10 protein-coding genes are annotated in these 13,643 nt (G+C 49.8%); 7 read left to right on the top strand and 3 right to left on the bottom strand.

Features of this window, described 5'->3' with window-relative positions; genetic code table 11:
• Positions 1–28 precede the first annotated feature (28 nt).
• Together NDA01_RS04130 and NDA01_RS04135 are read left to right on the top strand one after the other, a co-directional pair.
• Complete coding sequence (locus tag NDA01_RS04130) at positions 29–871, top strand: SGNH/GDSL hydrolase family protein (protein ID WP_348226989.1); 843 nt, start codon at positions 29–31, stop codon at positions 869–871.
• A 153-nt stretch (positions 872–1,024) separates the two neighbouring features.
• The gene (locus NDA01_RS04135; protein ID WP_348226990.1) at positions 1,025–2,233 is read left to right on the top strand and encodes a 4-hydroxy-3-methylbut-2-enyl diphosphate reductase; all 1,209 of its coding nucleotides are present in this window, start codon (positions 1,025–1,027) and stop codon (positions 2,231–2,233) included.
• Between the two features lie 176 nt (positions 2,234–2,409).
• Here the strand turns inward: NDA01_RS04135 and NDA01_RS04140 are convergent, their stop codons facing one another.
• Entirely contained in the window at positions 2,410–3,168 is a 759-nt protein-coding gene (locus NDA01_RS04140) for an amino acid ABC transporter ATP-binding protein (protein WP_348226991.1), read from the bottom strand.
• Positions 3,169–3,327: 159 nt separating this feature from the next.
• On the opposite strand from NDA01_RS04140, the gene NDA01_RS04145 reads away from it, so the two are divergent.
• Positions 3,328–4,857, top strand: a complete 1,530-nt coding sequence (locus NDA01_RS04145; RefSeq protein ID WP_348226992.1) for an ABC transporter permease subunit — start codon at positions 3,328–3,330, stop codon at positions 4,855–4,857.
• A 12-nt stretch (positions 4,858–4,869) separates the two neighbouring features.
• Here NDA01_RS04145 and NDA01_RS04150 read toward each other — a convergent pair whose 3' ends face one another.
• Positions 4,870–5,787: a mechanosensitive ion channel family protein gene (locus tag NDA01_RS04150; RefSeq protein ID WP_348226993.1), complete on the bottom strand. Its 918-nt coding sequence runs from the start codon at positions 5,785–5,787 to the stop codon at positions 4,870–4,872.
• Positions 5,788–5,950: 163 nt separating this feature from the next.
• Between NDA01_RS04150 and NDA01_RS04155 the strand changes: the two genes are divergently transcribed.
• Positions 5,951–8,143, top strand: coding sequence for an NACHT domain-containing protein (locus tag NDA01_RS04155; protein ID WP_348226994.1), 2,193 nt, complete (start codon positions 5,951–5,953; stop codon positions 8,141–8,143).
• 6 nt (positions 8,144–8,149) lie between these two features.
• Here NDA01_RS04155 and NDA01_RS04160 read toward each other — a convergent pair whose 3' ends face one another.
• Positions 8,150–9,619: an ArnT family glycosyltransferase gene (locus tag NDA01_RS04160; protein ID WP_348226995.1), complete on the bottom strand. Its 1,470-nt coding sequence runs from the start codon at positions 9,617–9,619 to the stop codon at positions 8,150–8,152.
• A 612-nt stretch (positions 9,620–10,231) separates the two neighbouring features.
• Between NDA01_RS04160 and miaB the strand changes: the two genes are divergently transcribed.
• The 3 genes from miaB (at position 10,232) to NDA01_RS04175 (ending at position 13,626) form a co-directional block, all read left to right on the top strand.
• Positions 10,232–11,590: a tRNA (N6-isopentenyl adenosine(37)-C2)-methylthiotransferase MiaB gene (gene miaB, locus NDA01_RS04165; protein ID WP_348226996.1), complete on the top strand. Its 1,359-nt coding sequence runs from the start codon at positions 10,232–10,234 to the stop codon at positions 11,588–11,590.
• 164 nt (positions 11,591–11,754) lie between these two features.
• A complete protein-coding gene (locus tag NDA01_RS04170) occupies positions 11,755–12,825 on the top strand; it encodes a D-alanine--D-alanine ligase family protein (RefSeq protein ID WP_348226997.1) in 1,071 nt (356 codons plus the stop codon).
• A 123-nt stretch (positions 12,826–12,948) separates the two neighbouring features.
• The gene (locus tag NDA01_RS04175) at positions 12,949–13,626 is read left to right on the top strand and encodes a hypothetical protein (protein WP_348226998.1); all 678 of its coding nucleotides are present in this window, start codon (positions 12,949–12,951) and stop codon (positions 13,624–13,626) included.
• The last annotated feature ends 17 nt before the right edge of the window (positions 13,627–13,643 follow it).

The raw sequence follows: 13,643 nt of genomic DNA on the forward strand, positions 1-13,643 counted from the left end.
GATTCAAAACGACGTTGAGTTTGCTTCAGTGCCTACTCGCTCTCGAAAAATCGTTCCTGCTTGGGCCTTGCTGTCACTCGCAGCGAATAGCCTTCTGCTATTGACTGTGCTGCTGCTGCTTCGAGGCCACCGCTTGCCGTCACTGGCGAAAGCTAGTGCTGCTGCAACCCAAAGCCAGCCACCGCGTCCCACGGCTTCTGCACCACCAGAGTTAGGAGCGCGTCATCAACTCACCTATGAGCAATGGCTGGCTCTCTTGCAACAAGAAGCTAATGCGGCAGCAGCAGACCATCCCAAGCACCTGAATATTCTGGCTGGAGATTCTTTGAGCCTCTGGTTTCCACCCGATTTGCTACCAACTCAGCAAAACTGGCTCAATCAAGGTATTTCTGGAGAGACTTCCGCCGGGCTACTCCGCCGTCTAGAGTTATTTGATGAAGCCCAGCCAGAAACTATTTTTGTTCTCATTGGTATTAATGACCTGATTCGAGGGGTTGGCGATGCCGAATTACTCGAAAATCAGCGGCAGATTATTTACGACTTACAACAGGTGCATCCCCAAGCCCAAGTTGTCTTGCAGTCTATATTGCCGCACGCAGGCGATCACGCGACTTGGCAAGGCAAAGAACGACTCAAAGCCATTTCCAACGATCGCATTCGGGAGCTAAATCAGGAGCTAAAGGCGATCGCTGAGGAGTCAGGGGTGCATTTTCTCGACTTACATCCGCTGTTTACAGATGCCCAAGGCAATTTACGGTCTGAATTCACGACCGATGGTTTGCACTTAAGTTCTCAAGGTTACTTAGTCTGGCGATCGGCGCTACAACTCTTCCGCCAAATGGAACTAGAACCCCTAGCCGCCCAACCCTAACTCTATATTCTGACTCCCGGCTCTCCTTTTCATCCTTCCTCCCTCCTCCTTCCGAAGAACTTCCCCTCAACACCCCTGCATCCTTCCCACCGCGTTCTATGATCAAGGGGAATTAAAAACGGTGTAGCGCCATCACTTCAGGGATAAAGCTGAATGGATACTAAAGCCTTCAAACGATCACTCAACAGTTCTGAAAACTACCATCGCAAGGGGTTCGGGCATGAAGCCGAAGTTGCCAGCCTTTTGGAGTCGGAATATCAGAGCAGTTTGATTCAGCAAATCCGAGACAACAACTATACGCTACAGCGGGGTGACGTAAAGATTCGGCTGGCAGAGGCATTTGGCTTTTGTTGGGGAGTAGAGAGAGCGGTGGCAATGGCTTACGAAACCCGCCAGCACTTCCCCACCGAGCGGATTTGGATTACGAATGAAATTATTCATAACCCTTCAGTAAACCAACGTCTGCGGGAAATGCAGGTCGAGTTTATTGAAGTCAACCAGGGGCAAAAAGATTTTTCTGGGGTAGCGCAAGGCGATGTGGTAATTCTGCCTGCGTTTGGGGCCAGTGTGCAGGAAATGCAATTGCTGAATGAGCGAAGCTGCACCATTGTTGACACGACTTGTCCTTGGGTGTCGAAGGTGTGGAACACGGTAGAGAAGCACAAGAAAGGCACCTACACCTCGATTATTCATGGCAAATACAACCATGAGGAAACGATCGCGACGAGTTCGTTTGCAGGAATTTACTTGGTCGTGCTGAATTTGGCTGAGGCTGAGTATGTCTGCAATTACATCTTGCAGGGTGGCGATCGCGAGGAGTTCTTAACCAAGTTCCGCAAGGCTTGCTCGCAGGGCTTTGACCCCGACAAAGATTTGGAGCGAATTGGGATTGCTAACCAAACCACGATGCTGAAGGGCGAAACTGAGCAGATCGGCAAGATGTTTGAGCATACGATGCTGAAGAAGTATGGCCCTGCGGAGTTAAATCAGCATTTCCTCAGCTTCAATACCATCTGTGACGCAACTCAGGAGCGTCAAGATGCCATGTTTAAGCTGGTGGATGAGCAGGTAAACCTGATGATGGTTATCGGTGGCTACAACTCATCGAATACTACTCACTTACAAGAAATTGCGGTGGAGCGGGGCATTCCTTCTTATCACATTGATTGTGTGGAGCGGATTTTGTCGCGCGATCGCATTGAGCACAAGCCTTTACACCGGGAGATTGAGGTGGCGGAGAGTTGGCTACCCGAGGGGCCGTTGGTGATTGGGGTTACTTCGGGAGCTTCTACGCCGGATAAGGTGGTGGAGGATGTGATTGAGCGGATTTTCTCGCTAAAGGCATCTGTTGCGGTTGGTTAGTTATTGCAAAACCAAGACTTGAGGGCACCTGCCCTCAAACTCCCGCTGAGGGACGGCTGCGTCCCCCAGACCCCCTCCAGAGGTAACTCTGGGGTCTCTGGTGGCTCACTTTTGTCTTCTGTTTTCTAATTTCTGGCTTCTGTCTCCTGCTTCCTCATTTTTCATCCTTCCTCTTTTCACTCTCCTCGTCCCATTCGGCTCAAGAAGGCTCTCAGGCGATCGCTCTGTGGTTGAGTTAGCACCTCTCGGGCAGCGCCGGTTTCTTCGATTTGGCCTTGGTGGAGGAAGAGGACGCGGTGAGCAACTTCGCGGGCGAATTGCATTTCGTGGGTGACAACGATCATGGTCATGCCGTCTTCGGCGAGTTGTTGCATGACTTGGAGGACTTCGCCGACGAGTTCGGGGTCGAGGGCGCTAGTGGGTTCGTCGAAGAGGATGATTCTGGGGTTCATGCAGAGGCTACGGGCGATCGCGACTCGCTGTTTTTGGCCGCCGGAGAGTTGGTCTGGGTAGGCGGTGGCTTTGTGGGCTAAACCAACTTTGGCTAAGTAGGTCTGGGCGAGTTCTATGCTTTCTGAGCGAGGTTTGCCGAGGGCTTTTTGGGGAGCAAGGGTGAGGTTTTCGAGGACGCTGAGGTGAGGGAACAGGTTGAACTGTTGGAAGACCATGCCGACTTGCGATCGCAGGTGGCGTAACTGGTTCATCTTCAGTCGAGGTGCTGATAGATCCATGCCGTTGACGAGTAAGCGCCCACTATTGATGGTTTCGAGGCGGTTGAAACAGCGGAGTAGGGTGCTTTTGCCACATCCAGAGGGGCCAATCACGGCAACGACTTCTCCTGGCTGGACGGCACCGCTGACTCCCTGTAAAACTTTTAAGTCACCAAAGCTTTTTTCTACCTGCTCAAACAAGATAGCTGGGGTTGTGCTGTCCATAGGGCCAGAAGAAGGAACGGATCATTTAATAATGCTGATTCTAGCGACACTCTGCGGTTCAGCTTGTAAGATTGACGCAATCTCTTGATTGGCGCAGCTTAGCGATCGCCATCATCCTGCTTTTTAACTGCGGCGGAGGGGAGTGGAAGCTCTAAACATATGCCGAATTTTTTAAGGTCACGTTGGCTGCAACGGTGGGTTTTGGGTTGCAGTTGTTTGCTGCTGATTCTGCTGGGTCACTCAGCTTCTATTGCTCAGAGTCAGAACGTTCTGAGAGTTGGCACCGAACCTGCTTTTCCACCGTTTGAGTTTCAAGCGCCTGGGGGTGGGCTGCAAGGGTTTGATATTGATTTGATGCAGGCGATCGCGCAGGCGGAAGGGTTGCGGGTGGAGTTCCAGAGTTTGCCGTTTGATGGCTTGATTCCTGCCTTGCAAGCCAGAACCGTCGATGCGGCGATTAGTTCGATGACGATCACGGCAGAGCGGCAGCAAACGGTAGATTTCTCGCAGCCTTATTTCAAGGCAGGTTTGGCGATTGCGGTTCGGGCCAACAACACCAACACGACTGACCTGGCTAGTTTGCAGAACCAGACCATCGGTGTCCAGATTGGCACTACAGGCGCAGAAACCGCCCGCAAAATTCCAGGTGCAACCATTCGCACGTTTGATTCGGCTCCCTTAGCGTTGCAAGCATTACTCAACGGCAACGTGAGTGCGGTGATTAATGATGCGCCTGTGACGTTGTATGCGATCAAAGCCAACAACCTCACCGGGATTAAGGTCACGAGCCAATTGCTAACGGAGGAGTTCTACGGCATTGCCACGCCCAAAAATTCGCCAAACTTAGACAGAATCAACGCTGGCCTGACTCGCATCCTTAGCAAGGGCACCTATGACCAGATCTACCGCAAATGGTTTAACGCGCAGGCTCCTTCTCTTGCCACAGCTACGGTTCCTGGTTCAACCTCTCAATCTGAAACCGCTCCCCTCGCTACTTCCGGTGCGGTTATTACGCGAGCCCTACCCATCCTGCTACAAGGCGCTTTAATTACGCTGCAATTGACTGCGCTTTCAGTTTTGTTAGGGTTAATCGGTGGCACGTTGATGGGGTTAGCGCGTCTTTCTGCTTCTCGGCCTTTACGTTGGTTCGCGAGAGCCTACATTGACTTTTTTCGCGGTACGCCGTTGTTGGTGCAGATCTTGATGATCTACTTTGGCATTCCAGCTTTGGTTCAGGGGCTAGGTTTTACCTTTACATTTAACCGTTTGGGTGCAGCGGTGTTGGCTCTTAGCCTGAATAGCACAGCGTATCTAGCTGAAATCGTGCGGGCGGGGATTCAATCCATTGAGGTAGGGCAAGTAGAAGCGGCGCAATCCCTCGGTTTAGGGCCAGGACAAACACTGCGTTATGTGGTTTTTCCGCAGGCGTTTCGGCGCATGTTGCCACCTTTAGGCAACGAGTTCATCACTCTGCTAAAAGATACGAGTTTGGTTTCTGTGATTGGGTTTGAGGAACTCCTCCGCCGCGGGCAATTGATTGTGGCCGACAACTACCGCGCCTTTGAAATTTATGCCGCTGTAGCCCTGGTCTACTTAGTGCTAAATCTACTTTCCTCTCAAGCCTTTAGCTTCCTAGAAGCCCAGATGAACCCAAACAAGCGATCGCGACAATCCAGCAGTGCCGACTAAATTTCTATCTAGTTAGCTGCGCCGAGCATCGCTGCGTTTAGCCTCTATCGCTGAGTTGGGTAAGCCATCGACTGACGCTGCTTTAGACTGCTGCTGATTGTAAAAGTAAACGGTACGAATTGGATAAGGAATGGAGATACCGTCGCGATCGCAAGCTGCTTTCAATGCGATCATCACATTGGTTTGAATCCGACGAACTGTGGCTTTCGGTGGCAGCGTCCAATAACGCACCATTAAGTCAATGGAACTTTCACCAAAGCCCACAATATCTACTTCTGCCGCTGGCTTGACTAATACTCCGTCTATTTGATTCACCGTCTGTAGCAAAGTTTGAATCGTTTGGGGCAGAGGTGTATTGTAATCAACCCCAATGGCCAAATCGGTGCGGCGGTGGGGCATTGCAGTCAGAACTTGGATCGGGCTGGTAAAGACAATTGAGTTGGGAATTACGACCCGCTCGCCTTGATAGGTGCGAATTTGAGTGGAGCGAATGGTGATTTCCTCCACCGTGCCTTCAAAGTCGTTCACGATAATCTGGTCATTAAGGCGGAAGGGTTCATTTAGCAACAGCAAGACGCCCGCCAGAAAATTCTTAAAGATATCTTGAAAGGCAAAACCGATCGCAACTGAGCTTAACCCCAACAAGCCAATAATGTCGCCCACGCCTAAATCGGGGAACGCCATCACACTGGCGACCACTACTCCCACCACCCAAGTGGCGACGTAGCTCATTTGCATCAGCAGCGATCGCAGAGATGGACTTCGGACCATGCGCCCCATTGTGGCAGCTGTGAGGTTTTGCAACACGTTGGCAGCATAGCGAGTTAACAACAGCACGATCAGAGCCAGAACCAGCCCTGGAAATGCCTCCACTGCCTGACCAATGAGATTCAATAAACTGGAGCGAACTTCTTGAACTAGCGCACTCATAAACAAGGCTGACTTACATTTCTCCGCTAGCACCCTCCCACACTCAGCGATCGCTCAACAACTACGAAAAGATAGAAAGTATGGGCCTCAACTAACACGATTGAGTTAGTGCAACCGCTCATCTATGTGACAAACTTGTTCTAACTTCTTCTCCCACCTTCCTATGATTGGACTGGAAAAGATCGCCCTTCAAGCAGCCAGTATGGGTTTGGCTAGCATTTTCAGCCGTGTGGTTTGGGAGGGAGGCGGCAAGCTGCTCGGTTGGATGGGCAAGAAAAGCCTAGACGAAAAAACCAAACAGGCGATCGCGGAAGCTTCCGTTCAGTACATCCAAAACTATGGCGAGCGTCACGGCATCCTCAAGGTTTTGGGCATGCGTGAACCTGCGCCTTTAGAGTCGGTCTATACGACGGTGCAATTGCTAGACAAGTGGGATTTGCGGCGGTTTGAATCGATTGAAACGCTAGAAAAAGCCTATCGCCAAACGCGATCGCGCAGCTTTCAACCCCGCGAATCTAGCCGTCAAGATGGCCTGAGAGTCGCCAATGAAAAACAATATTTGATGGTACTGGGTGGTCCGGGGGCAGGTAAATCCACATTTCTCCGCAAGTTGGGGTTGGAAGCACTCAAGGGAACCCAAGGTGGCTATGAGCATGAATGTATCCCGGTTCTGATTGAGCTCAAGAGCTTTACTAGCAGCAAAATCAACATCGAGAAAGCGATCGCCCAAGAATTCAAAATTTGTGGCTTTCCCCACTCCGAAGAAGCCACGACTCAACTGTTAGAGCAAGGCAAACTCTTAATTTTATTAGATGGTTTGGATGAAGTTCCTGGCAAAAACCTGAATGAAGCGATTTGCCAAATTCAAAACTTTGTCGATCAGTACGACCAAAACCGTTTTATCGCCTCTTGCCGTCTCGCCGCCTATCGCCATAACTTCCGGCGCTTTACGGATGTGGCAATGGCTGACTTTGATGCTTCTCAGATTAAGCAGTTCATTCACAACTGGTTTCGCTCCGACGCAGACCAACAGGCAGGCACTGGGCAGAAGTGTTGGGAGTTGCTGTTAAAACCAGAAAATGCTGCTGCCAAGGAACTAGCTCACTCGCCACTACTGCTAACGTTGCTTTGCTTGGTCTACGATCGCTCTCAAAATTTCCCCAACAATCGCAGCGTACTTTATCGCAAAGCGCTTCGAGTTCTGCTAGAAGAATGGGCTTCAGAAAAGCGCATTTTACGCGATGAAATCTATCAAGGTTTAAGCACCGAATTAGAAGAAATTTTGTTGTCAGAAATTGCTTATAGCGCGTTCAAATCAGACCGACTTTTCTTCTCTCAAGCTGAAATTGTCAGCCAAATTAAGACTTTTTTAACCGACAACTTAAACGCGCCTAAACATTTGAATGGAGAGGCCGTGTTGGATGCGATCGCGATTCAGCAAGGAATTTTAGTCGAACGAGCCGAAGATGTATTTTCCTTCTCCCATTTGACACTGCAAGAATATCTCGCTGCCCAGTACATTGCCGATAATCATCAAGTTGCTCGCTTGGTTGCCGATCACCTCACCGACCCGCGCTGGCAAGAAGTGTTTTTGCTGGTAGCTGGCTTGATGCGGCATGGTGCTGATGAGTTGCTCATTCGCATGGCCCGCAAAACTCGCCGCTACATCACCACTCCTAAGCTCCAAGCCTTATTGCAATGGGCGCACCAGATTACGGAGGGGCCAGGGACTACTGTAAAACCAGTGGTGAAACGGGCTTCAGCGTTGTTTCTCGCTTTAGCTCGCGATCGCGCCTTGGAGCTCGTCCGGGTACTCCATCCCAACACCGCTCGCGTTTTGGATCTGGTGCGAACTCTGGATCTGGTTTGTGCCCCCACTCCGGTGCAGGCGATCGATTTAGCTCGTGCGATGGAATTAGCCCGCAACTTGGATCTAGATTGTGTCCCCGCTCGTGCCCGTGCTCGTACTCGCAGCCTCAACCGAATTCCTGCCCGAACTTTAGCTCGCGCTGTTACCAACTCTTTGGCTCAAGAGTTCAGCAAGAGCCAATTGTTTAACAGCGTCAACTTTCACCCATTAATTGCCCGTCTGGATGCCCTCAAAACCAAAGCCCCTGATACCAGCCAACCCTACGAAGTGCAGCAAGCATTCCGCGATCGCCTTTCCCAAGTGTGGCTCCACGCCCTGAAACTGGATGCTGCTTTGGTGGATTTGTCTGCCGCTGAGTTACAGGCACTAGAACACTATCTCTACGCCAACTGTCTACTCGTCCGTTGCAAGCAAGCAGCCGTGAGGGTTTCGGCCAAAACTTGGGAAGAAATTGAAACGCAAATGCTATTTGTGACAGGTTGCTGAGCCTCCCTAACTAGCCTTCGCTTGTTTCACTATCAACGCGCTACAAGCTCCCTTCGTATCAATCGTACGCAGTTGGTATTGCGCCACCAGTTGGGTTTTGATCGCCGGAATACAAGTCACAACCACTTGATTGTTCGGTACAGGTTGCTCAGGAGTCACCAATGCGATCGCATATTTAGGATCTAAATCAGCCGCTTTCACATAAAAAAGCGTATGGGCTCTGCGTCCTCCCACCGTTCCTTTAGCCACATCCACCACCTGAAATGTAGTTAATTCTGGCTGAGTTTTTTGTAGGCGACGCAAGTAATATCCCAACTGTACTTCTGGTGGGTCGTGAGGGCGAGAATGAACATAGGTGCCACTCACTTTACGAGCCATTCTCAGAGAAGGTAAAAACAGCAAAGCGCATACAAACAAACCTGCAATTAGCTGTTGTTTAGAACGTGGGTTTACCCGTAAATATTTGATTAACCAGTGACAAGCTTCAGCAACTCCTAGCCCAATTAGCAATGCCGCGATCGGATATTGTGGGGCGTTGTACCAAGCCAATTTAGTTTGAGAACTAGAAACAACTAGAAAGTGACAAATCAAGTAAAAACCACAGAAGGCTCCCAAAGCTTTAATCAATCGCTTTTGACTGATTTGAGCGACGACCAAACTAGGCAAAAGCAGATACAGCCAAGGGATAAATGTACGCTGCATCTGTTGCAGATAAAACCAAAAGTTACCTGTATGTCCCTCTACCGACTCTGAGTATCGTCCCACCTCATTACTTAACATTGCTTCTAGGTAGCCTGGGTTGTAATACTCCCGCAGCAAGTAGTAGCTTAAGCCAGCTCCAATCACGAAAATTGCCGAGCCATAGAATGATGGCGATCGCAGTAATTTACCCAACCGTTTTTGATAGATTGTGTAAACAAAAAGACCCAGTAAAGGAATCAAGGCAGCAATTCCTTTTGTCCACATTGCCAATACAATCGCGATCGCTGTCAACCAAAGACACCAAGGCTTTCTGGAGCTACTAGCATGGATATAGGCAAAATAAGCGAGGGAATAAACTGTAATCCATAAAGTTAATAAAGCATCGTAATCTCCTGTTCGTGCCACATGCTCTGCCACATACCCATAGCTAGTCATTAAGACAAAGGCACTAGTAATTCCGACCACCAAGCTTTGCAAGTAAAAGGTAGAAAATAGAAACAAAATTAGGACAGTTGTGGTGGCGGCGATCGCAGAAGGCAGACGCACCGCAAATTCGTTGTAGCCAAACACTTTCATGCAGGCAACAATCAACCAAAGCAACAACGGTGGTTTGGTTCCCCACAAATCGGGTTGCCCATCAAAATAGCTGACAATGAAATTGCCATTGAGTGACATCTCTAAAGCATTCACTGCCCGCCTAGCCTCGTCATAGGTGCGCAGAGAGAGAGCATCAAGATGCCAAAAAAATACGAAGTAGCAAGCACAAAAAAGCACAAAAAAACTACCAGCAACCCGGTAGTTCAACAACAGCTCAAACGTGGTTGATAAACTTTGCCAAGATCGAACTTGACTCTTTCCTTTTTTTAGAGAGGTAGCAGTATGGCTTGAAGCAGCTTCCCGGATAGGCATGGGGGCAACCTATTCCTCTAAAGAGATAATTCTGAAGCAACTTCTAGCAGATTAATTAGTAAACCTATAGATCACAGTATCTACAATTACTTAAATACCTTTAAATGCGAGGATTTCATCACAGAGTCTCCAACCAAAATTACATCTCAAGCATTTTCAGCTGTGTCATTTTTTACAATTAATCAGACACAAAATCCTTGACTTCTTCAAGCTTAAAGTTGTTTTTCTGCAAACCATGATTACAAAGATGCACTGCTCCGATTCTCCTCAAACAGCCAAAACTCAGGAACTATCAGCAAGGTTATGGTCTCGAACCCAGGGCCATTTCCTTGAATCACTAGTGGGTAAGTTTAGATGAGTAGAAATGCTGAGAGTTACCTAGCGATCGCACCGAATTAATTTCTATCTCCAGGCAGAGTGCCGACAAAAATTTATAATGAAGGTTTGACACTTGTTCTACTTGGCCTGTAGCTCACCATGACCACTTCTTCTCGCCGCTATCACATCACCACTTTTGGCTGTCAGATGAACAAAGCTGACTCCGAACGCATGGCTGGCATTCTAGAAGACATGGGTTTTCAATGGTCAGAAGACCCGAATGAGGCCAACGTCATTCTCTACAACACCTGCACCATTCGGGATAATGCAGAGCAAAAAGTTTATTCCTACCTTGGTCGGCAAGCCAAGCGGAAGCACGAAGAACCGGACCTAACTTTGGTAGTGGCAGGCTGTGTAGCTCAGCAAGAAGGCGAAGCTCTGTTACGGCGAGTGCCAGAACTGGATCTGGTGATGGGACCGCAGCATGCCAATCGCCTTCAGGATCTCCTAGAGCAAGTCTTCAGCGGCAACCAAGTGGTGGCGACTGAAGCAGTCCACATTTTTGAAGACATCACCAAGCCGCGTCGGGATAGCAAAGTCACCGCTTGGGTCAACGTCATCTACGGCTGCAACGAGCGCTGCACTTACTGCGTGGTTCCCGGAGTCCGTGGAGTGGAGCAGTCGCGCACCCCAGAGGCGATTCGGGCTGAAATTGAGGAACTGGGACGGCAAGGCTACAAAGAAATTACGTTGTTGGGCCAAAACATTGACGCTTACGGGCGCGATCTCCCAGGCGCGACTCCCGAAGGTCGGCACCAGCACACCCTCACCGATCTCCTCTACTATGTGCATGATGTCCCTGGCATTGAGCGAATTCGCTTTGCCACGAGCCACCCCCGCTACTTCACCGAGCGCTTAATTAAAGCTTGTGCTGAGTTGCCAAGGGTTTGTGAGCACTTCCATATTCCCTTCCAATCTGGCGATAACGAAGTTCTCAAGGCCATGTCTCGCGGTTACACCCAAGAAAAATACCGCCGCATCATCGACACGATTCGCAGCTATATGCCCGACGCCTCGATCAGTGCGGATGCGATCGTTGGCTTTCCTGGTGAAACCGAAGCTCAATTTGAGAGCACCCTGAAGCTTGTCGATGAAATTGGTTTTGACTTACTTAATACAGCCGCTTACTCCCCACGTCCTGGCACTCCTGCTGCCCTATGGGACAACCAACTCAGTGAGGAAGTGAAGAGCGATCGCCTGCAACGCCTCAATCATCTGGTTAATACCAAAGCCGCCGAGCGGTCGCAGCGTTATTTAGGCCGCATCGAGGAAGTCTTGGTGGAAGACCAAAACAGCAAAGACCCCACCCAAGTCATGGGTCGCACTCGTGGCAACCGCCTTACCTTCTTTCCCGGCGACATCAACGAACTTAAAGGCCAAGTGGTTCAGGTCAAGATTACGGAAGTGCGAGCCTTTAGCTTGACAGGTCAACCCGTCGTTCCAGCGATTTGCGTTTAGGGATTTCCCTACCAGTGCCTTAGCACAGTTGGTTATCTAGCTAGCGATCGCTGATCTAAACAATTCCAGAAATTACAATCCCAGAAATTGTTCTAGATTGGCTCTGGCAAGATCAGGTGGGTGTGATACGCTAGCTGCGATAGATTGTGCCAGAAGGATCAGTCATGACGAAGCTGCGGGTGGGGTTGCTGTTCGGCGGTTGCTCGGGGGAGCATGAAGTTTCGATTCGTTCGGCCAGGGCGATCGCCAACGCCTTAAACACAGACCCAAATCCTAGCAAGTACGAAGTGCTGCCTTTCTACATCCAAAAAGATGGCCGTTGGCAAGCTCCAGAAGTTGCTCAGTCAGTTCTAGAGTCTGGCGTGCCGCTGCCCTCTGAAGAAACATCCTCAACAGCTAGTAGCCGCACTCATCTTTGGCAGTTTCCACCCCTAACCGCCGAAATCGATGTTTGGTTTCCTATTCTGCATGGACCTAATGGAGAAGATGGCACCATTCAAGGTTTGTTGCAGTTGATGCAAGTGCCTTATGTCGGGTCAGGCGTACTGGCTTCCTCAGTAGGCATGGACAAGATCGCCATGAAGAGCGCTTTTGCTCAGGCAGGTTTGGCACAAGTCAAATATATGACGGTCAACCGCTCCCAAGTTTGGTCTAACCCCTGCGTGTATCCCAAACTCTGTGACGAAATCGAAGCGACCTTGGGCTATCCCTGCTTTGTTAAGCCTGCTAACTTAGGTTCTTCAGTCGGTATTGCCAAGGTGCGATCGCGCGCTCAACTAGAAGCAGCATTAGACAGTGCCGCGAGTTACGATCGCCGCTTAATTGTCGAAGCTGGAGTCGTGGCTAGAGAAGTGGAATGCGCAATTTTAGGGAATGACCAAGCGCAAGCCTCTATCGTAGGAGAGATCACTTATAACAGTGATTTCTACGACTATGAAACAAAGTACACGGAAGGGCGAGCCGATTTACATATTCCTGCTCCTCTACCAGAAGCGATCGCCGCTCAAGTGCAAACACTGGCCTTGCAGGCATTTGCTGCGGTCGATGCAGCGGGATTAGCGCGAATTGACTTCTTTTATGTGGAGTCTACGGGGGAAGTGTTGATTAACGAAATCAATACATTACCTGGCTTTACCGCGACTAGCATGTATCCTCAACTGTGGGCCGCTAGTGGGGTTGCCTTCCCAACCTTGGTTGATCAACTCATTCAGTTTGCTCTGGAGCGACATTCCTAAAACCAAATCACAATTTTTGGCGAGAAGGCGATCGCTTCAGTACAATCTAGAGACAACAGGGAATTCTAGCTAAAATCCCCATTTCTAAACCCTTTGGACTCCCTAGCCAAGATGAAAGTAGCTATGGTTAACCAGACTCATCCCCATCGGCAGCCACAGCTTTTGGGTACGACTTCACAACTGATACAAAAGCATCCTTTTATCCTTTGGGGAGCGTCTTTAGTCTTGGTCCTACTGCTGGGAGGATTTGCCCTCAAAGGGTTAATTTATCCTGGTCCTGTTGAGCCAGAAGTAGCTACAGCGCCCGCTAAAGTTCCTTCTCCAGCGCCCGCTAAAGTTCCTTCTCCTGAGCTTCAGGAGCAAAACCTCAATTTATGGTTATTTAGTGCTGTTGCCTTAGGATGTGCAGCCGGTTCTATTTTCATTTCTCGACGAATTGAACGAATGGAGCCGAAGCCCCAGCAAGCACAGCCAAAGTCAAAGCAACGAGCCATGCCCTTCCAAATGAAAGCGGCTCAAAAACGTCAGCCTGCAACAGCGACTCGCCGGCCCAGCTCACCTATGCGCCGCAAAAAAGCAGCAGCGGTTTCAGTCAAACGAGCCAATGCTCCAGCGACCACTGTTCTCCACGCTGAGCCTGTGCGCATGAGTCAAAGGGGCTACCCACCAAATTCTGTGATCATAGAACCAGTCGTCACTGTGGTTCCAGAGAACGAAAGCCATCCTTTAGACTGGGGCGAGGCGAGCCTAGCAGAGATGATGGACCTGCGCAAACAGAAACCCCTTTCCTCTTTGCTTTAGCTCTACGGCCAGAAACT

This window comes from Trichocoleus desertorum AS-A10, assembly GCF_039962155.1.
Classification (GTDB): Bacteria; Cyanobacteriota; Cyanobacteriia; order FACHB-46; family FACHB-46; genus Trichocoleus.

Bases quoted from the DNA above. Each gene is read 5' to 3' on its own strand.
- NDA01_RS04135 (WP_348226990.1), top strand. From the start codon at position 1,025: ATGGATACTAAAGCCTTCAAACGATCACTCAACAGTTCTGAAAACTAC.
- NDA01_RS04140 (WP_348226991.1), bottom strand. From the start codon at position 3,168: ATGGACAGCACAACCCCAGCTATCTTGTTTGAGCAGGTAGAAAAAAGC.
- NDA01_RS04145 (WP_348226992.1), top strand. From the start codon at position 3,328: ATGCCGAATTTTTTAAGGTCACGTTGGCTGCAACGGTGGGTTTTGGGT.
- NDA01_RS04150 (WP_348226993.1), bottom strand. From the start codon at position 5,787: ATGAGTGCGCTAGTTCAAGAAGTTCGCTCCAGTTTATTGAATCTCATT.
- NDA01_RS04155 (WP_348226994.1), top strand. From the start codon at position 5,951: ATGATTGGACTGGAAAAGATCGCCCTTCAAGCAGCCAGTATGGGTTTG.
- miaB (WP_348226996.1), top strand. From the start codon at position 10,232: ATGACCACTTCTTCTCGCCGCTATCACATCACCACTTTTGGCTGTCAG.
- NDA01_RS04170 (WP_348226997.1), top strand. From the start codon at position 11,755: ATGACGAAGCTGCGGGTGGGGTTGCTGTTCGGCGGTTGCTCGGGGGAG.
- NDA01_RS04175 (WP_348226998.1), top strand. From the start codon at position 12,949: ATGGTTAACCAGACTCATCCCCATCGGCAGCCACAGCTTTTGGGTACG.